Below are 23,163 nucleotides of genomic sequence, written 5' to 3'. Positions count from 1 at the left end.
TCGGGGCGCCAGGACCACACGACTTCGCCGTCCGTGATGCGCGTGCTCGTCAGTCATACGCTTCACGTCCATCGCATCTCACCGCAACGTTCGTGACGATCGCGATCCGCCCCTCTCTTGGGTGAGACGCGCGGAGTTAAATCACTGATTTGCCCGACGACGGAAGCGGAATGTTTTTTCCGCGAGGGATGGACAGACTTTTGGCTGATTTGCCCGTCGGGTTGATTTGTCACACCCAAAGTGGCCACATCGTCATTGCGAGCCAACGGGGCGCGCGTTCGCGCGACCCGTTGGCTCGCAATGACGGCGGGCTCGAATCGCAGCACTCCCGGTAAGGGGCTTTTCGACGACGATCATTCGTGTACTAATAAACAATCCGACTTGATCGGCACGTCAGGCCGCGGGCACAATGCGCGGCGCAGGGATTGAGCGAAAAGGACAAGGCATGGCCCACGATGCACCGCAGGCGACCGGACCGAGCAAGCTGGTGATCCGCAATATCGGGCTGTTGCTGTCGGGCGCGCTGGAACGGCCGATCCTCGATGCCGACACCATCGTGGCCGAGAACGGCAAGATCACGGCGATCGGCCGCGCCAAGGATGTCGACACCGAAGGCGCCACCACCATCGTCGATGCCAATGGCACGACGGTGGCGCCGGGACTGATCGACAGCCACGTCCACCCGGTGGCGGGCGACTGGACGCCGCGGCAGAACCAGGTCAACTGGATCGACAGCTATCTGCACGGCGGCGTCACCACCATGATCTCCGCGGGCGAAGTGCACATGCCCGGTCGGCCACGCGACGTCGTGGGCCTGAAGGCGATGGCTATCTTCGCGCAGCGCGCGTTCTGGACGCTTCGGCCCGGCGGCGTGAAGGTGCATGCCGGCGCGCCGGTGATCGAATGCGAGATGGTGGAAGAGGATTTCAAGGAAATGGCCGCCGCCGGCGTCAAGCTGCTCGGCGAGGTCGGCCTTGGCGGCGTGAAGGACGGCCCGACCGCGCGGAAGATGGTGGGGTGGGCGCGCAAATACGGCATCCAGAGCACGATCCACACCGGCGGACCATCAATTCCCGGCTCCGGTCTGATCGACAAGGATGTCGTGCTGGAGGCCGACACCGACGTGGTCGGCCATATCAATGGCGGCCACACCGCCCTGCCCGACGACCAGATCCGCTGCATCTGCGAGGGCTGCAAGCGCGGCCTCGAACTGGTTCATAACGGCAATGAGCGCTCGGCGCTCTACACGCTGCGCACCGCGCGCGAGATGGGCGATCTTCACCGCGTCATCCTCGGCACCGATGCGCCCGCCGGCTCCGGCGTGCAGCCGCTCGGGATCTTGCGCATGGTCTCGATGCTGTCCTCACTCGGCGAACTGCCGGCCGAGATCGCGTTCTGCCTCGCCACCGGCAACACCGCGCGGATGCGCGAATTGGATTGCGGATTGGTCGAAATCGGCCGCGCGGCCGATTTCGTGCTGATGGACAAGGCGCAGCATTCGCCGGGCAAGACCATCCTGGAGAGCGTGCAGCTCGGCGATTTGCCGGGCATCGGCATGACCATCATCGACGGCATCGTCCGCACCCAGCGCAGCCGGAACACGCCGCCGGCCGGCAAGGTGCCGGAGATTGTGGGGCGGTGATAGTCCCGCTGTCATTCCGGGGCATCGCGCAGCGATGAGCCCGGAATCCATTTTGCCGCGTGCTCTGCGGCGAGATGGATTCCGGGCTCGATGCTTCGCATCGCCCCGGAATGACAGGGTGTAGCGGAGTGCGGTGGGCAAAGGCGGAGCGCCGTGCCCACCATCCAGCTCACTGCTCGGGATGGTGGGCACGCTTCGCTTTGCCCACCCTACGGATTCGCTCGCACCGTCACTCGATCACCTGCACCACTTTCTGCTGCTGCGGATCGACCAGCACGATCTGGTCGCCGACGGCGAGATAGCGATAGTTCCTGAGCTCGGCATTGTTGCGCACCATCTCCTCCGGCACGGGCTGCAGCGACAGGCAGTTCGACGCCGACGTTCCGCCTGCCGGCGTCTTCGCGCCGACCGTGGTCGAGGAACTCCGCGCCAATTCCCTGAACTTCCTGCGCATGTCGTCGGTGATGACGATGCGGTCGTGGCCGTAGGCTGCGGCGCCGCCATAGCCCGGCCCGTCGTCAAGGATGTCGACGATCTCGCGCCGCCGCGGATCGACGATGACGACCCTGTTGTCAACGAGCGTGTAATCGTAGTCGCGATATTCTGGAGCGATCCGCACGATGTCGGCCGGCAGGCGGTGGGGCTGGATGCTCGGCGGCAATCGCTGGCCGATATTGACGCTCACATTCGAGGTCCGGGTCGCCGTTCGCTCGCTCCGCAGCCGATCCACGATCTGCTTGCCCTGGTCGTCATTGACATCAGCGGCGCGCTGACCGTCCTGTCCAGGCACCTGGCCGGCGCGAGGGCTCCCCTCACGCTTTTGATCCGGCACCTGCGCGATGGCCGCTCCGGCGCTGATCGTCAGTGCGATTGCCGTCGCGCAAAACCAATTGGTCTTCATCGCCGACTCCTGTTGGTCCCCGCTGCCCGTAGTCAGAATCGCAACCGGGCTTGCCGCGTTTTGTTCCGTAGGCGGTGCCGTTGCGACCGAGATGGTGGGTCACGCCTCGTAGGGTGGGCAAAGCGCAGCGTGCCCACCTTTCTTGCACCGATCGTGGATGGCGGGCACGCGGAGCCTGTCATCGGGCGCGCGTTCGCGCGACCCGTTGGCTTTGCCCACCCCACGAATGCCCTGACGTTAACGCAGCTTGCTGAGCAGCGCGATCAACATCTCGCGCTCCTTGCCATCGAGCGGCGCCAGCGTTTCCTTGGTGATCGCCAGCGCGTTCGGCGCAACTTTTTCGACCGTCTGCTGGCCGGCACGGGTCAGGCTGACGAGGAGGCGACGGCCGTCCTCGGGATCAGAACTGGTCTCGGTCAGGCCCCTCGCGGTGAGGCGGTCGATGACGCCCTTGATGGTGGCGACATCCATCGCCGTCAGCCGGCCGAGCTGGTTCTGCGAGCATGCCCCGGTCTCGGCGAGCTTCGACAACGCCGCCCATTGCGGCGAGGTCAGGTCGACGCCGATCTCGCGGGCGAAGATGGTGGCGTGGCGCTGCCAGACCTGGCGCAGCAGGAAGCCGATCTGCTCGTCCAGAATGTAGCTGGTCTTCTGCGGTTTTGGATTACGTTTCACTGCCCCGTTTCTGGCCATCACACTTCCTCAGAGCGACAGATGCGCATCGCGGATATCAGGCCGCGCGTCGAGCTCGGCCATTGTGCCGCCGAAGCAGATGCGGCCGCGCTCGATGATATAGGCGCGATCCGAGATCAGGCGCGCGAAATGCAGGTTCTGCTCGGAGACGACGATGCTCACGCCCTCCTTCTTCATGGCAAGGATCGCATCGACCATCTGCTCGACGATCTTAGGCGACAGGCCTTCGGAAGGCTCGTCGAGCAGCACCAGCGACGGATTGCCCATCAGCGTGCGCGCGATGGTCAGCATCTGCTGCTCGCCGCCGCTCATGCGGCCGCCCGCACGACCCCGCATCTCGCCGAGATTCGGAAACAGCGTGAACAGTTTTTCGCGCGTCCAGTATGGTGCGTTGGCGCGCCTCTGTTGACGGCCGACCTCGAGATTCTCCTCGACCGTCAGGTCAGTAAAGATGCGCCGCTCCTCCGGCACGTAGCCCAGCCCACCGCGCACGATCGCGTGCGTCGGTTCGCGCGAAACGTCCCTGCCCTCGAAGACGATGCGCCCCGAGCGGTTCTCGACCAGGCCGACGATGGAGCGGAAGGTCGTCGACTTGCCGGCGCCGTTGCGACCGAGCAGCGCGACCACCTCGCCCTCGCCGACATCGAGCGCGATATCGAACAGGATATGCGCCGGTCCATAGAAGCTGTTGAGATCCTTGACCTGGAGCTTCATGCGTGGGCTCCATCGCGGTGGCGCGCGTCATAGACCAGGCCCTCGCCGAGATAGATGGCGCGAACCTGCGCATTGCCGCGGACTTCCTCGGGCGATCCCTCGGCAATCAGGCTGCCGCGGTTGAGCACCAGGATGCGGTCGGCATGCTCAAACACGACATCCATGTCGTGCTCGGTGAAGAGCACGCCGATCGACTGCTCTCGCGCGATCGTGGCGGTGAGCCGCATCAAGTCGATACGCTCGCGCGGCGCCATGCCGGCGGTCGGCTCGTCCATCAAGAGCAGTTTTGGATGGTTGGCGAGCGCGACCGCAAGCTCGAGCCGCTTGAGGTCGCCATAAGCGAGCTCGCCACAGGGACGCTCGGCATAGGCGCCCATGCCGACGAGATCGAGCAGCCGGCCGGCCTCCTCGCGCGCGAAACTTGGCGTCGAGCTCCAGAGATTGAAGAGCTGGTGCCGGTGCGAGACCAGCGCGACCTGCACGTTCTCGCGCACCGTCATGGTCGGAAAGGTCGCGGTAATCTGAAAGGTGCGCCCCACGCCCAGCCGCCAGATCGCGCGTGGCTTCTTGCCGACGGTTTCCTCGCCCAGGATCGTGATGCGGCCGGAATCCGGGATGTTCTGGCCGTTGAGCATATCGAAGCAGGTGCTTTTGCCGGCGCCGTTCGGGCCGATCAGCGCCAGGATCTCGCCGGCACGCAGTTCGAAGGAGACGCCGCGCACGGCATGTACCCCGCCATAGGACTTGGTCAGGCCTTCGACCGACAGCAATGTGGGGACCATGCTCATTCGGCGGTCTCGACGCGCGAGGTGAGAAGCGGCGAATTCGACGATGACGATTTGCGGCGGCGGCTGATGATCGAGTCCAGCGTGCCGACGATGCCTTTCGGGAAGGCGACCACGATCAGCACGATGAAGGCACCAAGCACCAGTTTCGACCAGTCGGTCTGGCTGACCAGCCAGATGTTCAAGGCCTTGTAGACGATGGCGCCGACGACCGCGCCCGATACCGTCTCGACGCCGCCGAGCAGCACCATGACCAGCGCATCGACCGAGAGCGAAATGCCCATATTGTCAGGGAAGACGCTGCCCTTCAGATACGCGAACAGCGCGCCGGCGAGGCCCGCCACAGTGCCCGCGATCACGAACGCAGTCCACTGGATGCGTTTGCCGTTGATGCCAACAGCCTCGCTGCGCAACGGCGAATCCCGCGTCGCGCGCAACGCGAATCCGAAGGGCGAGAACACGATGATGCGGAGGACAATGACCGCGAGCGCGGCGATGCCGAGCGAGAGCCAATAGAAATGCGATGGGCTCGCCGCCCATTTTTCCGGCCACACGCCGAGGATGCCGTTGTCGCCACCGGTGACGGCCACCCATTGGAACGCGATCGACCACACAATCTGGGCGAAGGCGAGCGTCAGCATCGCGAAATAGACGCCGGAGAGTTGCACGGCGAAGAAGCCGAACACGGCGGCGCCGACGAGCCCGAGCAGCGGACCGAGCGCGAGGCATACGATCATCGGCAGCCCCGCCAGCTTGGCCAGGAAGGCGACGCCATAGGCGCCGAGGCCGAAATAGGCGGCGTGACCGAAGGAGGCGAGCCCGGCGACCGACATCAGGAAATGCAGGCTGACGGCGAAGATCACGAAGATCGCGATCTCCGAGCCGACGGTGAGCGCGTAATTGCCGCCGAACAACGGCAGCGCGGCAGCCACGATCAGCGCGGCGAGCGCGGCCAATCGCTCGTTCGAGGTCCAGGGCCGCCAGGGATTGACGGTGAGGCCCGGCGTGCGGCGCGCCGGCGCTTCGGGCTTGCCGAACAGGCCCCAGGGGCGGACGATCAGGACCACCGCCATCACCAGGAACACGAGGATGATGGAGATCTTCGGGAAGACCAGGATGCCGAAGGCATTGAGCTCGGACACCAGCACCGCGGCCACGAAGGCGCCGATGATGCTGCCGAGGCCGCCGATCACGACGACGACGAACACATCGACGATGATGCGCAGATCCATCGCGTGATGCACGGCATCGCGCGGGATCTGCAGTGCGCCGCCAAGCGCGGCGAGGAAGACGCCGACCGCAAACACGCTGGTGAACAGCCATTTCTGGTTGACGCCGAGCGCTGCGACCATGTCGCGGTCCTGCGTCGCCGCGCGCACCAGGATGCCCCACCGGGTGCGCTGGAACAGCAGCCAGAGGATGCCGAGCACGACGGGGCCGAGCACGATCAGGAACAGGTCATAGCTCGGGATGTTCTGGCCGAAGAAATCGACCGCGCCCTTGAAGCCGGGCGCGCGGCGGCCAACCAGGTCGCTCGGGCCCCAGATCAGCACGACGATATCCTGCACCATGAGCGTCAGGCCGAAGGTCGCGAGCAACTGGAACAGTTCTGGCGAATGGTAGATCCGCCGCAGCAGCACCATCTCGACCAGCACGCCGACGATGGCGACGACAAGCGCTGCGACAACGATGCCGCCCCAAAAGCCGAGCGCGCCGGAGAAGCGCTCGGTGAGCGTGAACGCGATATAGGCGCCGAGCATGTAGAAGGCGCCATGCGCGAAGTTCACGATCCGGGTCACGCCAAAGATGATCGACAGCCCCGAGGCGACCAGGAACAGCGAGGCGGCGCTGGCAAGTCCGGTCAGGAACTGAACGACGTAAAAGGCCATCGGCGGTCCGGGTTGTTGGTTGGGTCACCTCTCCCCGCTCTTGCGGGGAGAGGTCGAATTGTCCCGGCGATGCGAAGCATCGTACGGCGCAATTCGGGTGAGGGACTCTCTCCACGCGCGCGACTCGTGGAGACAGCCCCTCACCCCAACCCTCTCCCCGCAAGAGCGGGGAGAGGGAGAAGATCCGCATCAATCCTTCGGCCGGAGCTTTTCGATCTCGGCATCGCCAGGCAGATAGTCGGAGCCCTTCTTGTAGGAGGACTCCACCATCACGCCCTTGCCGTCCTTCAGCGCGGTCTTGCCGACGTAAGCACCGAGCGTCGACTGGTGATCGATCTTGCGGAAGGTGATCTCGCCGAACGGCGACGACACCGACAGGCCTTCGGTCGCCGCGATCAGCTTCTCCGGATCGGTCGAGTTCGCCTTGGTCAGGATCGCCGCCGCCGACTTGATGGTCTGGTAGCCGACGATCGAGCCGAGCCGCGGGTAATCCTTGAACTTGGCCTGGTAGGCCTTCAGGAACGCCTCATGCTCCGGCGTCTTGATCGCGTACCAGGGATAGCCGGTGACGATCCACCCCTCAGGTGTTTCGTCCTTGAGCGGATCGAGATATTCCGGCTCTCCGGTCAGGAAGCTCACCACCGCGCGGTCCTTGAACAGGCCGCGGGTGTTGCCTTCGCGCACGAGCTTCACCAGATCGGCGCCGAAGGTGACGTTTAGGATCGCTTCCGGATTGGCGGCGGCAACCGCCTGCACCACCGGGCCGGCGTCGATCTTGCCCTGCGGCGGCCACTGCTCGTCGACCCAGACGATGTCAGGACGCTTCTCCGACATCAGCTTCTTGAACACGGCAACCGCCGACTGGCCGTATTCATAGTTCGGCGCGATGGTGGCCCAGCGCTTGGCCGACAGTTTTGCGGCGGCCTCGACCAGCATCGCGGCCTGCATGTAATTGGAGGGGCGCAGGCGGAAGGTGTAGCGGTTGCCCTTGGACCAGGTGATGGCGTCGGTCAACGGCTCCGCGGCGAGGAAGAATACCTTCTTCTGGTTGGCGAAGTCAGAGACGGCGAGCCCGATATTGGAGAGGAAGGTGCCGGCGAGCATCGCGACGTTCTCGCTCGAGACGAGTTCGTTCGCGGCAGTCTGCGCATCGGCCGGCTTGCCGTTGTCATCCTTGGAGATGACGACCAGCTTCTTGCCGTTGATACCGCCGGCGGCGTTGATCTCCTCGACCGCGAGCTGCCAGCCCTTGCGATAGGGCTCAGTGAAGGCGGGCAACAGCGAATAGCTGTTGATCTCGCCGATCTTGATCTCGCTCTGGGCCATGGCAGCGTCAGCCATGCCCGCAACCAGGACCGCGAGCCCTGCCCCAATCAAATAATTCCGCATCCCTTACCTCCGAATGTCCAACAAAATTATCTCAAACCGTCTTCGCCCTTGATCTCCGCGACCGTCAGCCCGCCGACGCGCGGCAGCGGCCGGCCAGAATCGGTGACCGCGACCGCCACCATGATCTCGTTGGCCCGCGGCGCGTCGTTGATCTGTACCTCCATGCCATCGAAATGGCTGCGCACGAAAGCCGCATCCTTGTGCCCGAGCGGGATATCCAGCGTCGTCCCCGGACCAGAACGCTTTTTCGAGGACGGAATCAATGCGGCGCCTTTACCCAGGACCTTGCGGACCGGCGCTCCCATCTTGGGATGCAAAATCGCGGCCGCATGCTCGAGCTCGCCGTTTTCGCCGACGGCGGCGGCCTTGCCATAGGAATGCGCCTTGGCGCCCTCGATGCCGAGCGCCGCCACCGCCCGTTTCGACAGCAATTCGCCGAGTTCCTCGCCAATCGCGATCAGGGGCGAAAGATCCTCGACATAGCGGCCGGCAAATGGGTTCTCGATCACCGCGATCGCAGCCGCGCGCCGGGTCGCCGGGGCGATGGTCTTGCCCATCTCGATGTGGGTCTCCTCGACCACCGTGACGATCTTGCGAATGATGGCACTCATCGGTTTCCGCCCTGTTGTTTTGCGCCCGTTACCGCTCAGGTCCGCGCATTCTCGATCGCGCATTCATGAACGAGTTGCGATTCCGGCATCGCGGGCGCACGCGCCCTCACGATGACAGTCTCGCCGATGAGGCGCAGCGCCGCGCCCTCGATCAATCCTGCCGCGAGGCATTGTCGCGCGCAAACCGCACCCGCTTCAAGGGCATCAGTGATCTCGCGAGCCGACAATATGCCGACCTCCCACGTCACCAGGCGCGGGCCGAGGTCGCTGTCAGGCTGCAGTTCATTTGCCGGGCGGCGGACAATCTTAGGGTGTCCGGGCAGGTCGACGGCGTTGGCGATGACGGTCGCGGCGGCATCGGCTTCGGAGGCGGTCCGCGCCAGCACGGTGACGGCATCGGCGATGCCGAACGAGAAGCTGCGGCCGAGACGTCCGCTGGTGGCGATGCCGCGGATGGGATCGTCGGCGTGGATCACCATGGTCTGCAGCAGGCCGCGATGATCGGGACGGTCGATCAGGCCGACGGTGAACTGCTCGTCGCCTGCCAGATGCAGGGCGATGTCGCCACCATTGTTGACATAGGCTCGATCGAGCGATGCAGCCTCCAGCATCGCGCCAAGGATTCCCTCCGCCACGCTGCCCGCGACCGCGGCCATCGGCGTGATGAAGCGGTCGGCGGCGAAGGGCGCCACCGCCGCATGCATGCGGCGCGCGACGTCGCCATGGAGGGCGCAGTGCATCGGATGGGCCGCCTTGCGCAATTCGCCGAGCTCCATGCAGAGCCCATCCAGCAGGCCCGTGAAGCGGCACACCGCGGCGTCATAGGCTGCGCGCACGGCGGTCTCGCTTCCCGTCGCCTCCACGATCAGATCGATCGGTCCGTCCTGCAAATGCAGCCGCTTGCCGTCAGGAAGAAGCGCGATTTGCGGACGTCTCGTCATGTTCGCCTCCCCGAGGTGAAGAGCATCGGCCGGATCTCGGCGCTGTCCCGCAACGACGACAGCGGCCGCACATAGTCCATGTGGCCGCCGAGCGCCGCATAGTCAGAAAGTTTTAGCGTAAACTCGATCGGCGCGACCAGCGCCGGCGTCGGCACGTAACCGAATGCCCCTATCGGCATCTGCGTGACATCGACCATGAAGGTGATGCCGCCGCCCGGCCAGACATAGACAGGCGCACCGCCGCTGGTGACGCGGGTCAGCGCATCCTTCACCGAGCGCGTCAGCCGCACCGGGTTATCGGTGACGCCGGCGCGCAGCGAGCCGCCGGCGCCGGCCATGAACAGCACGGTGCACAGCGCCGGTTCGCAATTCTCCTGGATGCGCTCGACCGAGAATTTCAGCTCCGGCGGCATCTCCTGCTCGATCGGCCGCAGCGCCTCGTCGAGCACGTAATAGGCCGCATGCTCGCCGGTGGTCGAGACCATTAGCATGGTCAGCCCCGGCCGCGCTTCCTTGGGATCGAACGGGCCAAGCACGGAAAGCGGATCGGAGATCCTGGTGCCGCCCCAGCCCGTGCCGGGCTCGGCCACCTGGAAGTAGCGGCCGGGCGTCGAGCGGCGGCCTTTCATCTTGATGCCGGTGTCAGGAATATCCAATAGCTTGCCGGCCTGGTGCTCCGAGAGCACGCCGGTGATGTGGTCGTCGACCACAATGACTTCGTCGACCTTGCCGTGCCACTGCTTCGCGAACATGCCGATGGTGGCCGAGCCGCAGCCAACGCGCATGCGCTCTTCCTGCACGCCGTTGACAACAGGCGCCTGGCCCGCCTGCACCACGACGGTGGCGCCGCCGTCGATGACAAGTTCCACCGGCTTGCAGTTGGAAAGATCCATCAGCGTATCGCAGGTGACGCGGCCCTCTTTCTTGGAGCCGCCGGTCAGATGATGCACGCCGCCGAGCGACAGCATCTGCGAGCCGTATTCGCTGGTGGTGACATGCCCGACCACCTCGCCCTGCGCGCGCACTGCCGCAGTCTCCGGGCCAAGATAGCGGTCGGTGTCGATCTTCACCTTGACGCCGCAATAGGAGAAGATGCCCTCGGTCACCACGGTGACCATGTCGACGCCGTCGATGTCCGACGACACGATGAAGGGCGCCGGCTTGTAATCGGGATAGGTGGTGCCGGCGCCGATCGCGGTGACGAACATATCGCCCTGGTGGACGATCTTGCCGTCCCAGTCGCCGCTCGCCTGGAACGGCACCACGCGCCCGCCATGCTCGAGCGCGCGCGACAGCACGATATGCGGATCGACGCGCACCAGTCTGCCGTCGTGATTGGCATAGCGATCGCAGGCGCCCGCCGCCCCTGGCTTGATGTAGCACATCACCGGACAGGCATCGCAGCGGATCTTGTCAGAAGCGGCAACGTCAGCCATCGCGAACAAGCCTGGTGTTGGGAGGCGGCGTTATCTTAATCCCCGGATCTCAATCATCGGGAATATCGTTCGTATACGAATGATCCTGCGCGCAGGTTGTAACCCTGTCAAGCGGATGCAATCGCGAAAAACCACAGCTGCCGAATAAAACCTCATTTGCCTCCCCGCTTTGTCCAGAAAGCGGGCAGCGCAGTGCAGCAAAAAGCGAGCAGCTTGCACGTTTGTACACAAACGTTATCCTCCGATGCCATCGATCGCCGATTTTGCGATCGCCCGTTTTGCAATGCAATCATCGAAACGCCTATCGAAGCCTTTGGGGACCACGAGCCGATGCGCCTGACCGTCAACGGCAGGATTGTCGATGTCGACGCCGCTCCGGACACCGCACTGCTTTACGTGCTGCGCAACGATCTCGAACTGAACGGACCGAAATATGGTTGCGGCCTCGGCGAATGCGGCGCCTGCGCGGTGCTGATCGACGGTGTCGCGGCGCGATCCTGCGTGATCCCGACCGACGGCTGCATCGGGCGCGACATTGTGACGCTCGAAGGGCTCGGCACGCGCGAGCATCCCGATCCTGTGCAGCAAGCCTTCATCGCCGAGCAAGCCGCGCAATGCGGCTATTGCCTCAACGGCATGATCATCACGACCAAGGCGCTGCTGACGCGCAATCCGCGTCCGAACGAAAACGAGGTGCTGGAGGCGTTGCGCTACAATCTCTGCCGCTGCGGCGCGCATATCGAGATCATCCGCGCCGCCATGCGCGCGGCCGGCCACCAACTCGAGGCGCGCGATTGATGGCCTCGCAGGAGAATCCCGTGCGGCCGGACGGCTCGCTCACCGTTGTTCGACGATCGGATGCGAACGGCGCGTTCGAGACCTTCATCAGGATCACGGCGGATGGCTTGGTCACCGCCTATAACGGCCATGTCGATCTCGGCACCGGCATCCGCACCGCGCTCGGGCAGGTCGTCGCTGAGGAACTAGACGTATCCTTTGCGCGCGTCGTCGTGGTGCTCGGCGACACCTCGCAGACGCCCAACCAAGGTCCGACGATCGCCAGCGAGACCATGCAGATATCGGCGGTGCCGCTCCGCAAGGCGGCGGCGCAGGCGCGGCACTTTTTTGTCGCGCGCGCAGCGGAACGGCTCGAACTATCAAGCGATGAACTCGCGATCGAGGACGGACTGGTCCGCGGCAAGGACAACCGCAGCATCACCTATGGCGAATTGATCGCGGACGAGACGATCCGCCTTGAGCTCGCTGACGATGTGTCGGTGAAGGCCGTCGATGCCTATGCCGTCGTCGGGCGTTCGGTGCCGCGCGTCGATCTTCCGGCCAAGGCAACCGGCGAACTGGTCTACGTCCACGACGTGCGCCTGCCCGGCATGCTGCACGGCCGCGTGGTGCGCCCGCCCTATGCCGGCGTCGATGCCGGGCCGTTCGTCGGCACCAGTCTGATTGCAGTCGACGAAGATTCGGTGCGAAACATTCCAGGCCTCGTCGCGGTCGTGCGGATCGGCGATTTCGTCGGCGTCGTCGCCGAGCGCGAGGAGAACGCGATCAAAGCGGCGGCGCAACTGAAGGTCACCTGGAAACCGGGACCGACGCTGACCGATCTCGATAACATCGAGCAGGCGCTGCGCGCCAATCCTTCGACGCCGCGCACGCTGATCGACAAGGGCGATGTCGACAATGCAATCAAGGCCGCCGCGAAGTCGATGCAGCGGACTTACCTGTGGCCCTACCAGATGCATGGCTCGATCGGCCCGTCCTGCGCGGTGGCGGACTATCGCGACAGTGCGATCCGCGTCTGGTCGGGCACGCAGAACCCGCACATGCTCCGTGGTGATCTCGCGCTCTTGATCGAGCGGCCGGAGACCGAGATCGAAGTAATCCGGATGGAGGCGGCCGGCTGCTATGGCCGCAACTGTGCCGACGACGTCACTGCGGATGCCTTGCTGCTCTCGCGCGCGGTCGGCCGTCCCGTGCGCGTGCAGTTGACGCGCGAGCAGGAGCACGCCTGGGAGCCGAAGGGCACCGCGCAACTGATGGATGTCGATGGCGGCTTGAACGCGGACGGCAGCGTCGCGGCCTACGACTTTGCCACGCGCTATCCCTCGAACGGCGCGCCGACGCTGGCGCTTCTGCTCACGGGGCGGATTGCGCCGACGCCTGATGTCTTCGAGATGGGCGACCGCACCGCGATCCCGCCTTACGATTACGAGCATATGCGCGTGGTCGCCAACGACATGCCGCCGATCGTGCGCGCCTCCTGGTTTCGCGGCGTCTCGGCACTGCCGAACACCTTTGCGCATGAATCCTATATCGATGAGCTCGCAACTGAAGCCGGCGTCGATCCGATCGAATACCGGCTGCGCTACCTCAAGGACCAGCGCGCGATCGATCTCGTCAATGCGGTCGCCGAACGTGCCGGCTGGAAGCCGCGGCCGGTGCGCGAGGAGAAGGTCGCGGAGGGCGACATCGTGCGCGGGCGCGGCTTTGCCTATGCGCTCTACGTCCACAGCAAGTTTCCGGGCTATGGCGCGGCATGGTCGGCGTGGATCGCCGATGTCGCGGTCAACAAGGCAACCGGCGACGTCAGCGTGACCCGCGTGGTGGCCGGCCAGGATTCCGGCCTGATGATCAATCCGGACGGCGTGCGCCATCAGATCGAGGGCAACATCATCCAGTCGACCAGCCGCGCGCTGATGGAGGAAGTCACGTTCGAGCGCGGCGCTGTGACGGCGCGCGAATGGGGTGCCTACCCCATCATCAAATTCCCGGAGCTTCCCAAGATCGATGTGCTGATGCTGCCGCGGCAGGACCAGCCACCGCTCGGCGTCGGCGAATCCGCTTCGGTGCCAAGCGCGGCCGCGATCGCGAATGCGATCTATGATGCGACTGGCGTTCGTTTCCGCGAGCTGCCGTTTACGCCCGAACGTATCCTGAACGGATTGCACGGCGAGCAACCAACTGCGCCCGCGACGCTGGCGCCACCGCCGCCTGCTCCATCGGACAAATGGCAGAAGCCGTTCGCGAAACGCACCGGCGTGCTTGCCGGCATCGCCGCGCTATGTGCCGCCGCCGTCGGCATCGGCGCGGCCGTGCTGCCGTGGCGCGCGATCGCGCCGATCGCGCGTCCCGAAGCGTCGGTCTATTCGGCCGCGACCATTGCCCGCGGCAAGGAACTGGCGGCGCTCGGCGCCTGCGCCGTGTGCCATACCGAAACGGGCGGAATGCTCAATGCCGGCGGCCGGCCGCTGGAAACGCCGTTCGGCGTCATCTACGCGACCAACATCACGCCTGACGTCGAGACCGGCATCGGCGCATGGTCCTATCCCGCCTTCGAGCGCGCCATGCGCGAAGGCGTCCATCGCGACGGCAGGCATCTCTATCCGGCTTTCCCCTATACGCACTTCGCCAAGGCCAGCGATGCCGACCTGCAGGCGCTCTACGCCTACCTGATGGCGCAGGCCCCGGTGCGCGCGACGACGCCGGAGCTCGAACTGAAGTTTCCATTCAACCTGCGCCCGCTGCTCGCCGGCTGGAATGCGCTGTTCCACGAGACAAAAACATTCCAGCCCGATCCGGCCAAGTCCGAGATATGGAATCGCGGCGCCTATCTGGTCGAAGGTCTCGGCCATTGCAGCGCTTGCCATTCGCCACGCAACGCGCTCGGCGCCGAGCTGAAGAATGCCTATCTCGCCGGCGGCTTTGCCGAGGGCTGGGAGGCGCCTGCGCTGACGTCGCTTTCGAAAGCGCCGATGCCCTGGAGCGAGGACGAGCTCTACGCCTATTTGCGCACTGGTGAATCCCGCTTCCACGGCGTGGCGGCCGGGCCGATGGCGCCGGTCGTGAAGGAATTGGCCGCACTGTCAGACCAGGATATCCGCGCCATGGCCGTCTATCTCGGCTCGTTCAATGAGACCGCTATCGGCGGCTCGGCGCGGGAAGCGCTCGCTGCGAAACTCGAACATGCGACGGCCACGAGCGCGGTTGTGCCGGCTTCGTTCGGCGCCCGCCTCTACCAGGGCGCCTGCGCGGTCTGCCACGAGGTGGGCGGACCGCCTCTGTTCGGCAGCCGGCCCTCGCTGTCCCTCAACAGCAATCTGCACAGCGCGGTGCCGGACAATTTGATCCAGGTGATCCTGCACGGCATCCGCGAACCCGCGACCGGCGACCTCGGTTATATGCCGGGGTTCAAAGAGAGCATGACCGACAGCCAGGTCGCCGAGCTTGTTTCCTATCTCCGACGGCAGTTCGCCCCGGACCAGCCGGCCTGGACCAGCATCGAGACGGCCGTCGGCAGGATCAGACAGGGAACACGCTGAGCTGCCCTGCCAGAACTCCTGCCATAACCCACTGGTTGGGTGGCTTTTGGCAGGCTAAGGTTCCGCCATGACGTTTACGGATATTGCAACCCGGACCTACAACCATGGCTGGCGGCTCGACCCGATCGTGCGCAGCCTGCTCGACACCGATTTCTACAAGCTGTTGATGCTGCAGATGATCCGGGAATTCTACCCGGAGACGCGCACGACCTTTTCGGTGATCAACCGCACCAGTCGGGTCCGGCTTGGCGAGGTGATCGACGAGGGCGAGCTGCGCGCCCAGCTCGACCATGCCCGCACCATCCGCTTCAGCAAGAATGAGCTGATCTGGCTCGCCGGTAATACGTTTTACGGCAAGACCCAGATGTTCTCGCCGGATTTCATCAACTGGCTTTCGAATTTCCGCCTACCCGAATATGAACTGCACAAGGTCGACGGGCAGTATGAGCTGCATTTCCACGGGCCCTGGACCCACACCACGATGTGGGAGATCCCGGCGCTGGCGATCCTGAATGAATTGCGCTCGCGCGCGCCGATGAAGGGTCAGGGCCGGTTCGCCCTCGACGTGCTCTATGCCCGCGCCAAGGCCAAGCTGTGGGCCAAGGTCGAGCGCCTGCGCAAGCTCGACGGCCTGCGGCTCTCGGACTTCGGCACCCGCCGCCGCCACGGCTTCCTCTGGCAGCGCTGGTGCGTCGAGGCCGTGAAGGAAGGGCTGGGGCCGTCCTTCACCGGCACCTCGAACGTGCTGCTCGCGATGGACAACGACCTCGAGGCGATCGGCACCAATGCCCATGAACTGCCGATGGTGGCCGCGGCGCTCGCCAATTCGGACGAAGAGCTGCGCTGGGCGCCCTACGCTATCCTCGACCAGTGGCGCCATACCTATGGCGGCAACTTGCTGGTCGCACTGCCCGATGCCTTCGGCACCAGGGTGTTCCTGCGCGACGCGCCGGATTGGGTCGCGGACTGGACCGGCTTTCGTCCGGACAGCGCGCCGCCGATCGCAGCGGGCGAGGAGATCATCAGATGGTGGAAGCAGAAGGGCCGCGATCCCAAGGAGAAGCTCCTGGTCTTCTCCGACGCCATGGATGTCGATTCCATCGAGGAAACCTACCGGCATTTTTCCGGCCGCGTCCGCATCAGCTTCGGCTGGGGCACCAACCTCACCAATGACTTCGTCGATTGCACGCCCAATGGTTCCGCCGATCTCGACCCGATCTCGATCGTCTGCAAGGTGACCTCGGTTGACGGCAGGCCGGCGGTGAAGCTCTCTGACAATCCGGAAAAGGCGACCGGCATCCCCTCCGAGGTCGAGCGTTACCTGCGCGTATTCGGCAACGCCGGCCGCGTGCGCGCCGCCGTGCACGTCTGATATAAGCCGTATTCACCTCCAAATCCCACCCCGCGAGTTTCAGCATGCCCGCACCCAAGCCGCCTGCGTTCGAAACCCTGAGCCTGCATGCCGGACAGCGTCCTGATCCCGTAACGGGATCGCGCGCGGTGCCGATCTACCAGACGACGTCCTACGTGTTCCAGGACGCCGATCACGCCGCCGCGCTGTTCAATCTGGAGCGTGCCGGCCACATCTACACGCGGATCTCGAATCCGACGACCGCAGTGCTGGAAGAGCGGATCGCGGCGCTCGAAGGCGGCGTCGGCGCGATCTGCACGGCGAGCGGCATGGCCGCGATGCATCTGGCGATCGCGACCATTCTCAATGCCGGTGACCACATCGTCGCCTCGGCTTCGCTTTATGGCGGCACCATCAATCTGCTGGCGCATACGCTGCCGCGCTTCGGCATCACCACAACCTTTGTGAAGCCGCGCGCGCTCGACGAATTCCGCGCCGCGATCAAGCCCAACACGCGCCTGGTGATCGCCGAGACCATCGGTAATCCCGGGTTAGAGGTGCTCGATATTCCCGCAGTGGCTGACATCGCGCATGACGCGAAGATTCCGCTGTTGATCGACAACACCTTTGCGACGCCCTATCTCAGCCGGCCGATCGAATTCGGCGCCGACATCGTCATGAACTCGGCGACGAAATGGCTCGGCGGGCATGGCATTGCGATCGGCGGCGTCATCGTCGACGGCGGCGGCTTCGACTGGCATGCATCGGGCAAATTCCCGCAGCTCACCGAGCCCTATGCCGGCTATCACGGCATCGTCTTCGACGAGCAGTTCGGCAAGGCCGCCTTCATCATGCGCGCCCGCACCGAAGGCTTGCGCGATTTCGGCGCCTGCCTGTCGCCGACCAACGCGTTCCAGCTCCTGCAGGGCATCGAGACGCTCGGCGTGCGGATGGATCGGCATATGAGTAATACGCTCGCGGTGCTGGAATTCCTGACCGCGAACAAGGCGGTCGACTGGGTGCTGCATCCGGCGCTGGAGAATCATCCGGACTACGAGCTTGCGAAGAAGCTGCTGCCGCGGGGCGCCGGCTCGATCGTCAGCTTCGGCATCAAGGGCGGACGCGCGGCGGGCAAGAAGTTCATCGAGTCTTTGAAGCTGATCAGCCACCTCGCCAATGTCGGCGATGCCAAGACGCTGGTGATCCATCCCGCCTCGACCACCCATCAGCAGATGGACGCCGACCAGCTCAAGGCCGCCGGCGTCGGCGAAGAGCTGGTGAGGCTCTCGGTCGGCATCGAGACGGCACAGGACATCATCGACGATCTCGGCCAGGCGCTTCGGGCGTCGCAGAGGGTTTGAGCCATGCAGCTTTCGGTGAACGGGATTGAGACCTTCGTCGTGACCGGCGGAAAGCCGTTCGATCCGTCGTTGCCCACGGTCGTGATGATCCACGGCGCGGGTTTTGACAGCTCCACCTGGGCGCTGCACAGCCGCTGGTTCGCGCATCACGGCTATTCGGTGCTGGCGCCGGATCTGCCCGGCCACGGCCGCTCGTCCGGCAAGCCCTTGCGGACGATCGCCGCGATGGCGGATTGGATCGCAGCGCTGTTGCAGGCGGCCGGCGCCTCGAAGGCGAAGCTGATCGGCCATTCCATGGGCTCGCTGATTGCGCTGGAGACCGCGGCGCGGCACCCGGAGAAAGTAACGGCGCTGAGCCTGATCGGAACGGCGGCGACGATGACCGTTGGGCCTGATCTGTTGAAGGCGGCGGAGGCCAACGATCCCGCCGCGATCGACATGGTCTCGATCTGGGGCCTCGGCTTCAAGGCCGAGCTCGGCGGCTCGCTCGCGCCGGGATTGTGGATGCACCACGGCGCACAGCGCGTGCTGCAGCGTGCGCGACCGGGCGTGCTCTACAACGATCTGAACGCCTGCAATTCGTACCAGAACGCGCTCGCCGCGGCGGCGCAGCTCAAGGTGCCGACGACCTTCATCCTCGGCGAACGCGATCTGATGACACCAGCGAAAGCCGGCAAGACGCTGGCGGCGGCGGCGCCAAACGCGCGCACCGTGGTGCTGGCCGGTGCCGGCCACATGATGATGGTCGAGCAGCCCGACGAATTGCTGGCGGCGCTGCAGCGGTAGTTCTTCCCTTCTCCCCTTGCGGGAGAAGGTGGCGCGAAGCGCCGGATGACGGGTTCTCTCCACGCGCTTCCGTGCTCGTGGAGAGAACCCCTCACCCCATCGAGTTCGCTGCTGACCGCTGAGCTGCCCCATCCCACAAGGGGCGAGGGCACATCAATTGGCAGCTCGAGGGCTGCGATGAATTCCGACCGACGCGGGCACCGCTCTTTCCCCTCATCCTGAGGAGCCGCGAAGCGGCGTCTCGAAGGATGAGGGCACCGGCGGGGCCCTATGGTTCGAGACGCGCTTCGCGCTCCTCACCATGAGGGGTCTGACAGCTTGCCCGTCACTTCGCCGGCTTGCGTTCGATCGGGTGGATGTCGATCGCGCGCAGGCGGCCGAGGCGCAGGACGTCCATGGCCAGCGTGCGGTCGATGCGATCGCGGTCGAGTGCGCGGATCAGATCGTCGACGCCGTTGATGTCGACGCCGTCGAGCTTGATCACGACGTCGCCGGGCAAAAGCCCCGCCTTTGCCGCCGGGCTGTCGGGCTCGATCTGCGCGAGCAGCGCGCCCATCTTGTTCTCAACGCCGGCGAGCACCGCATGGCGCCTCGGGACCGGCGCGGTCTGGCCGGCGACGCCGATGAAGGCGCGGCGGACATAGCCGTGGCGGATGATCTCCGACAGCACGAACTGCGCGGTGTTGCTCGCGACCGCAAAGCAAATGCCCTGCGCGCCGTTGATGATCGCGGTGTTGATGCCGATCACCTGCGAATTCGACGACACCAGCGGGCCGCCGGAATTGCCGGGGTTGAGCGCGGCATCGGTCTGGATCACGTCCTCGATCGTGCGCCCGCTGACCGAGCGGATCGAGCGGCCCAGCGCCGACACCACGCCGGCCGTGACCGTCGATTCAAAGCCGAGCGGATTGCCGATCGCGACCACGAGTTGGCCGCGCCGGAGTTGCTTGGAGTCGCCGAGCGAGGCGTAAGGCAAATCGCGCGCGCCATCGGCCCGCAGCAATGCGAGGTCGGTGTCGGGATCGACGCCGAGCACATGGGCGTCCGTGACGAATCCCTCGGTGTCGCGCAGGCGGATCTCCTTCGACGAGCCGACCACATGGCTGTTGGTCAGCACGAGACCGTCGGGCGAGATGACGATGCCGGAACCGAGCCCGCCACGCTCGCGCGGTGTTCGGACCTTCGGGCCGGTCTCGACGCGCACCACCGCGGGACCGACGCGTTCGGTCACGTCGATCACGGCGTTGGAATAGGCGTCGAGCAGCGCCCGGTCATTGCCCGGGGCAGCTTCAGTCGTTCGCGGCGACAGCGCGTCGCCGGCGTTATTTGGGGCAAAATCCAACATGGTGAGGTTCCTTCGGAGAACTCACATGGGGGCCGGGTTCCTCCTGCGCAAGGTACCTGCGTTGGGCGCAGGCCTGCCCAAATGGCTAGGGCGCTGGAGCTCTCTCCACTCGGAGGGACGTAGCCCGGGTGAAGCGCCAGCGTAACCCGGGACCGGTCTTAGCCGCGGATATAGATGTCCCGGGTTACGCGTTCCGCTCCACCCGGGCTACGACTTCCTGCCGTGACGCTAGGGCGCGCGCCGCAGCGTGGCTGGTCGCGCCTTGACCGGATCGAGCAATGACCAGTCGCCCTGCTCCAGCGTGTGGCCCTTCGGGAAGGGCGCGCGCAGTTCGTTGCCGAGCGAGCGCAGCACGCGGTCGTCGCGGTAGTAGCATTGCAGGACCACGCGGACGAGCGTCGCCGCCGCGGCCCCGCCGGTCGCGCGGAATTCCTTTGCGACCTGATCGCGCTGCGCCGTGTCGAGCTCGGCGAGCGGCTTGCCGGCCAAGCGCGCAAGATGGTCGAGCGCGGCGCGCACCTGCTCGGTATCGCGGCCGAGCGTTGCCAGGATATCGGCCTGGATGGCCCGATCATCGGCACCCGGCACCTTGTACTCGGCACTCTCAGGAACGATCATCGCCGCGATGGTCCTGAGATCGTCGCGCTGGGCTGTGGAGAGCGTATCGGCTGACATGGCATCCTCAGTCGAACAAATTGGCAAGACGCTGTTTCATCTGGTCGGCGATATAGAGCGCGATCGCCTGGATGGTCGAGGTCGGGTTGACGCCGCCTGAGGTGACGAACACGCTGCCGTCGACGATGAACAGGTTCTTCACGTCATGCGACCGGCCCCACTCATTGACCACGGAACGCGCAGGGTCCGTGCCCATCCGTGCGGTGCCGAGCAGATGCCAGCCGCCCCAGGGGATCGGACTGTTGGTGCAAATGTCGGTCGCGCCGGCGGCTTCGAGAATCTCGCGGCCGCGCGCCAGCCCATGCTCCATCATCTTCCGGCTGTTATCGCTGATCGTGTAGTCGATCTTCGGAGCGGAAATGCCGTGGCTGTCCTTCAACACTGGATCGAGGGTGACGCGGTTGTGCTCCTCCGGGAGATCCTCGCAGATTGCGGAGACCGCGAGGCGGTGGCCGTTGAGCCTGCGGAAGACGCGGTGATGATCCGCACCCCACGGCAGAATGCCCTTCTGCTCGCTCGCGACGGCCTCGAACACAGGCCCTGCGCCGCGGCCGAACTGAATGCCATAACCGCGGACGAAGCCGCGCGAGAGGTCGGTGTCGTAGAACTCCTTGCTCCACAGGCAGGTCGGCGGCGCGCGGTTGCTGTCGGTCGGCTCCTTCACGAAGCCGTAGATCTGCGCATAGGGATGGAACATCAGGTTCTTGCCGACCAGGCCTGATGAATTGGCCAAACCATTCGGAAAGCGGCCGGAGACCGAGTTCAAGAGCAGCCGCGGCGTGCCGACGCCGTTGCAGGCGATGATGACGACCTCGGCCGGCTGAAACTGCTCGACGCCATCCTTGTCATAATAGACGACACCGGAGGCCATGCCTTGCTCGTTGGTCAGGATCTCGCGCACGCGACAATGCGTCTTGAGCTCGACGCCGGCGCGGATCGCATGCGGCCAATAGGTGATGTCGGTCGAGGCTTTCGCGCCCTGCGCGCAGGCCGGCGTGCAATGGCCGAGATTGATGCAGCGCGCCCTGCCCTCATAGTCCATGGTCGCGACCGTGGTGTCCGACGGCCACCAGTGCCAGCCGAGCTTGTTCATGGCCTTGCCGATCAGCGGACCGGAGAGTCCGAGCGGCTGCGGCGGCATCGGCGGGTGCGTCAATGGCGAGCGCGGATCGCCCGTCAGGCCCGATACGCCCATCATCCGGTCGTTCTCTTCGAAGAATGGGGTGAGCGCATCGTAGTCGATCGGCCAGTCATCGGCGACGCCGTCGAGCGTCTTCACCTTGAAATCGGACGGATGCAGCCGCGGCCAATGCGCCGTGTACATCACGGTCGAGCCGCCGACGGCGTTGAAGTTGACGACCTTGATCGGCGAGTTGTCGTCGTTGATTGGATAGTCCTCAGGACGACCGCGGACGTTCGGGCTGGTCGACCAGTCGCTATAGAACTTGGCTTCCCAGTCTCGCCCGGTGCTCGGATATTCCGCGGGATTCATCCAGCCGCCTTGCTCAAGGCAAAGGATGTGCATTTTCGTCTCAGCCAGCGACCATGCCACCGCAGCGCCGGACGCGCCGGCGCCGATGATCAGGACGTCAACGGGATCGTTCATTGGGGTTTCCCCTGGGATTATTTATCCGTCATTGCGAGCCACCGGGTCGGCGCGAAGCGCCGCCCGATGACAGGCTCCGCGAAGCAATCCACGCCTCAGCGGGCGGAGAGATGGATTGCTTCGCCACGCTCGCAATGACGGCGCGTTGTTGGCTAGACGATAGGGGAAAACCGGATGCGGAGTAAAGCGGCGGCAGCGATCACGGCGTGCGCGGCACGATCATGACGTCGAGCCCGCGGATTTCGTCCGGCGTTGCGGATCGTGTCATCGCGCCCGGCGCTTCCACCAGCACCTGCAGCCGAAGCCGCTTGTTGACCACATTCCTCGACTGAACTGGGAAGGTTTCGGAACGGGTGTCATTCGGCCCCGGCACGCCGTAGGTCATAATCGAGCCGATCACGTCGCCCTGCTCGGTCTTCACGACCAGGCGAGCACCGAACGGCAACGGACCGGTTACGACCTTGACCCGGACCGCCTCATTCGGACCGGGATCGCGCGGCGCCAATAGTTCGGTCATCTTGCGGCCCTGTGCCGAGGCCAGGCCTGCGACCGCGAGGCTCGCGAGAAGGAGGGCGATGGAAAATTTGTGTCGCATGTCGGGCCTTGGTACGAGAACGCTGCTTCGGATTGCACTCCGTCTTTTGGGCGCGATCATGGTCGTAGGGTGGGTTAGCGAAGCGTAACCCACCGCTTTCGATCCGCGG

19 protein-coding genes are annotated in these 23,163 nt (G+C 65.1%); 6 read left to right on the top strand and 13 right to left on the bottom strand.

Translation table 11 applies throughout. The features are described from left to right. The first annotated feature begins 445 nt into the window (after window positions 1–445). A complete protein-coding gene (locus OZ411_RS23670) occupies window positions 446–1,642 on the top strand; it encodes an amidohydrolase family protein (protein WP_282529883.1) in 1,197 nt (398 codons plus the stop codon). Window positions 1,643–1,871: 229 nt separating this feature from the next. On the opposite strand, the gene OZ411_RS23665 is transcribed toward OZ411_RS23670, so the two are convergent. The 9 genes from OZ411_RS23665 to OZ411_RS23625 all read right to left on the bottom strand — a co-directional run bounded on the left by OZ411_RS23665 (window position 1,872) and on the right by OZ411_RS23625 (window position 11,001). Next, window positions 1,872–2,543 carry a DUF1236 domain-containing protein gene (locus OZ411_RS23665; protein WP_282529882.1) on the bottom strand — a complete coding sequence of 224 codons (672 nt, stop codon included), beginning with the start codon at window positions 2,541–2,543 and terminating at the stop codon, window positions 1,872–1,874. Window positions 2,544–2,780: 237 nt separating this feature from the next. Further along, window positions 2,781–3,236 carry a MarR family winged helix-turn-helix transcriptional regulator gene (locus tag OZ411_RS23660; RefSeq protein WP_282529881.1) on the bottom strand — a complete coding sequence of 152 codons (456 nt, stop codon included), beginning with the start codon at window positions 3,234–3,236 and terminating at the stop codon, window positions 2,781–2,783. A gap of 9 nt (window positions 3,237–3,245) precedes the next feature. Next, window positions 3,246–3,950: an ABC transporter ATP-binding protein gene (locus OZ411_RS23655; RefSeq protein WP_282529880.1), complete on the bottom strand. Its 705-nt coding sequence runs from the start codon at window positions 3,948–3,950 to the stop codon at window positions 3,246–3,248. After that, window positions 3,947–4,738: an ABC transporter ATP-binding protein gene (locus OZ411_RS23650; RefSeq protein WP_282529879.1), complete on the bottom strand. Its 792-nt coding sequence runs from the start codon at window positions 4,736–4,738 to the stop codon at window positions 3,947–3,949. Before OZ411_RS23650 ends, OZ411_RS23655 begins: the two co-directional genes overlap by 4 nt. Next, window positions 4,735–6,624 carry an ABC transporter permease gene (locus OZ411_RS23645; protein ID WP_282529878.1) on the bottom strand — a complete coding sequence of 630 codons (1,890 nt, stop codon included), beginning with the start codon at window positions 6,622–6,624 and terminating at the stop codon, window positions 4,735–4,737. The genes OZ411_RS23650 and OZ411_RS23645 overlap by 4 nt, the downstream gene beginning before the upstream one ends. A 189-nt stretch (window positions 6,625–6,813) precedes the next feature. After that, entirely contained in the window at window positions 6,814–8,013 is a 1,200-nt protein-coding gene (locus tag OZ411_RS23640; RefSeq protein WP_282529877.1) for an ABC transporter substrate-binding protein, read from the bottom strand. A 26-nt stretch (window positions 8,014–8,039) separates the two neighbouring features. After that, window positions 8,040–8,624, bottom strand: a complete 585-nt coding sequence (locus OZ411_RS23635) for an amino acid synthesis family protein (RefSeq protein WP_282529876.1) — start codon at window positions 8,622–8,624, stop codon at window positions 8,040–8,042. Between the two features lie 35 nt (window positions 8,625–8,659). Then, window positions 8,660–9,565: a UPF0280 family protein gene (locus OZ411_RS23630; RefSeq protein ID WP_282529875.1), complete on the bottom strand. Its 906-nt coding sequence runs from the start codon at window positions 9,563–9,565 to the stop codon at window positions 8,660–8,662. Then, window positions 9,562–11,001 carry a 6-hydroxynicotinate reductase gene (locus OZ411_RS23625; RefSeq protein WP_282529874.1) on the bottom strand — a complete coding sequence of 480 codons (1,440 nt, stop codon included), beginning with the start codon at window positions 10,999–11,001 and terminating at the stop codon, window positions 9,562–9,564. Before OZ411_RS23625 ends, OZ411_RS23630 begins: the two co-directional genes overlap by 4 nt. A 330-nt stretch (window positions 11,002–11,331) precedes the next feature. Here OZ411_RS23625 and OZ411_RS23620 point away from each other — a divergent pair, with 330 nt between their 5' ends. The 5 genes from OZ411_RS23620 (at window position 11,332) to OZ411_RS23600 (ending at window position 18,833) form a co-directional block, all read left to right on the top strand. Further along, window positions 11,332–11,799, top strand: a complete 468-nt coding sequence (locus tag OZ411_RS23620) for a (2Fe-2S)-binding protein (protein ID WP_282529873.1) — start codon at window positions 11,332–11,334, stop codon at window positions 11,797–11,799. Continuing rightward, entirely contained in the window at window positions 11,799–15,335 is a 3,537-nt protein-coding gene (locus tag OZ411_RS23615; protein WP_282529872.1) for a molybdopterin cofactor-binding domain-containing protein, read from the top strand. Before OZ411_RS23620 ends, OZ411_RS23615 begins: the two co-directional genes overlap by 1 nt. 67 nt (window positions 15,336–15,402) lie before the next feature. Continuing rightward, the gene (gene pncB, locus OZ411_RS23610) at window positions 15,403–16,707 is read left to right on the top strand and encodes a nicotinate phosphoribosyltransferase (protein ID WP_282529871.1); all 1,305 of its coding nucleotides are present in this window, start codon (window positions 15,403–15,405) and stop codon (window positions 16,705–16,707) included. 44 nt (window positions 16,708–16,751) lie between these two features. After that, window positions 16,752–18,047, top strand: coding sequence for an O-acetylhomoserine aminocarboxypropyltransferase (locus tag OZ411_RS23605; RefSeq protein WP_130581494.1), 1,296 nt, complete (start codon window positions 16,752–16,754; stop codon window positions 18,045–18,047). Window positions 18,048–18,050: 3 nt separating this feature from the next. Continuing rightward, window positions 18,051–18,833 (top strand): alpha/beta hydrolase, encoded by a 783-nt coding sequence (locus tag OZ411_RS23600; RefSeq protein WP_130581495.1) that lies wholly within the window; start codon window positions 18,051–18,053, stop codon window positions 18,831–18,833. 325 nt (window positions 18,834–19,158) lie between these two features. Here the strand turns inward: OZ411_RS23600 and OZ411_RS23595 are convergent, their stop codons facing one another. The 4 genes from OZ411_RS23595 to OZ411_RS23580 form a co-directional block, all read right to left on the bottom strand. Continuing rightward, on the bottom strand, window positions 19,159–20,178 hold the full coding sequence (locus OZ411_RS23595; protein WP_130581496.1) for a trypsin-like peptidase domain-containing protein: 1,020 nt from the start codon (window positions 20,176–20,178) through the stop codon (window positions 19,159–19,161). Window positions 20,179–20,406: 228 nt separating this feature from the next. After that, window positions 20,407–20,853 carry a hypothetical protein gene (locus tag OZ411_RS23590; RefSeq protein WP_130581497.1) on the bottom strand — a complete coding sequence of 149 codons (447 nt, stop codon included), beginning with the start codon at window positions 20,851–20,853 and terminating at the stop codon, window positions 20,407–20,409. Between the two features lie 7 nt (window positions 20,854–20,860). Then, on the bottom strand, window positions 20,861–22,459 hold the full coding sequence (locus tag OZ411_RS23585; RefSeq protein ID WP_130581498.1) for a GMC family oxidoreductase: 1,599 nt from the start codon (window positions 22,457–22,459) through the stop codon (window positions 20,861–20,863). A 199-nt stretch (window positions 22,460–22,658) separates the two neighbouring features. Next, window positions 22,659–23,054, bottom strand: a complete 396-nt coding sequence (locus tag OZ411_RS23580; RefSeq protein WP_282529870.1) for a hypothetical protein — start codon at window positions 23,052–23,054, stop codon at window positions 22,659–22,661. Window positions 23,055–23,163 lie beyond the last annotated feature (109 nt).

Origin of the sequence: Bradyrhizobium sp. Arg237L (genome assembly GCF_029990105.1) — a bacterium.
GTDB lineage: Bacteria > Pseudomonadota > Alphaproteobacteria > Rhizobiales > Xanthobacteraceae > Bradyrhizobium.
The sequence above is the reverse complement of the archived record's forward strand: the minus strand, read 5'-3'. Positions and strand labels throughout refer to the sequence as shown.

Excerpts from the sequence above, each read along its gene's own strand:
- OZ411_RS23670 (WP_282529883.1), top strand. The coding sequence starts at position 446 with ATGGCCCACGATGCACCGCAGGCGACCGGACCGAGCAAGCTGGTGATC.
- OZ411_RS23665 (WP_282529882.1), bottom strand. The coding sequence starts at position 2,543 with ATGAAGACCAATTGGTTTTGCGCGACGGCAATCGCACTGACGATCAGC.
- OZ411_RS23660 (WP_282529881.1), bottom strand. The coding sequence starts at position 3,236 with ATGGCCAGAAACGGGGCAGTGAAACGTAATCCAAAACCGCAGAAGACC.
- OZ411_RS23655 (WP_282529880.1), bottom strand. The coding sequence starts at position 3,950 with ATGAAGCTCCAGGTCAAGGATCTCAACAGCTTCTATGGACCGGCGCAT.
- OZ411_RS23650 (WP_282529879.1), bottom strand. The coding sequence starts at position 4,738 with ATGAGCATGGTCCCCACATTGCTGTCGGTCGAAGGCCTGACCAAGTCC.
- OZ411_RS23645 (WP_282529878.1), bottom strand. The coding sequence starts at position 6,624 with ATGGCCTTTTACGTCGTTCAGTTCCTGACCGGACTTGCCAGCGCCGCC.
- OZ411_RS23640 (WP_282529877.1), bottom strand. The coding sequence starts at position 8,013 with ATGCGGAATTATTTGATTGGGGCAGGGCTCGCGGTCCTGGTTGCGGGC.
- OZ411_RS23635 (WP_282529876.1), bottom strand. The coding sequence starts at position 8,624 with ATGAGTGCCATCATTCGCAAGATCGTCACGGTGGTCGAGGAGACCCAC.
- OZ411_RS23630 (WP_282529875.1), bottom strand. The coding sequence starts at position 9,565 with ATGACGAGACGTCCGCAAATCGCGCTTCTTCCTGACGGCAAGCGGCTG.
- OZ411_RS23625 (WP_282529874.1), bottom strand. The coding sequence starts at position 11,001 with ATGGCTGACGTTGCCGCTTCTGACAAGATCCGCTGCGATGCCTGTCCG.
- OZ411_RS23620 (WP_282529873.1), top strand. The coding sequence starts at position 11,332 with ATGCGCCTGACCGTCAACGGCAGGATTGTCGATGTCGACGCCGCTCCG.
- OZ411_RS23615 (WP_282529872.1), top strand. The coding sequence starts at position 11,799 with ATGGCCTCGCAGGAGAATCCCGTGCGGCCGGACGGCTCGCTCACCGTT.
- pncB (WP_282529871.1), top strand. The coding sequence starts at position 15,403 with ATGACGTTTACGGATATTGCAACCCGGACCTACAACCATGGCTGGCGG.
- OZ411_RS23605 (WP_130581494.1), top strand. The coding sequence starts at position 16,752 with ATGCCCGCACCCAAGCCGCCTGCGTTCGAAACCCTGAGCCTGCATGCC.
- OZ411_RS23600 (WP_130581495.1), top strand. The coding sequence starts at position 18,051 with ATGCAGCTTTCGGTGAACGGGATTGAGACCTTCGTCGTGACCGGCGGA.
- OZ411_RS23595 (WP_130581496.1), bottom strand. The coding sequence starts at position 20,178 with ATGTTGGATTTTGCCCCAAATAACGCCGGCGACGCGCTGTCGCCGCGA.
- OZ411_RS23590 (WP_130581497.1), bottom strand. The coding sequence starts at position 20,853 with ATGTCAGCCGATACGCTCTCCACAGCCCAGCGCGACGATCTCAGGACC.
- OZ411_RS23585 (WP_130581498.1), bottom strand. The coding sequence starts at position 22,459 with ATGAACGATCCCGTTGACGTCCTGATCATCGGCGCCGGCGCGTCCGGC.
- OZ411_RS23580 (WP_282529870.1), bottom strand. The coding sequence starts at position 23,054 with ATGCGACACAAATTTTCCATCGCCCTCCTTCTCGCGAGCCTCGCGGTC.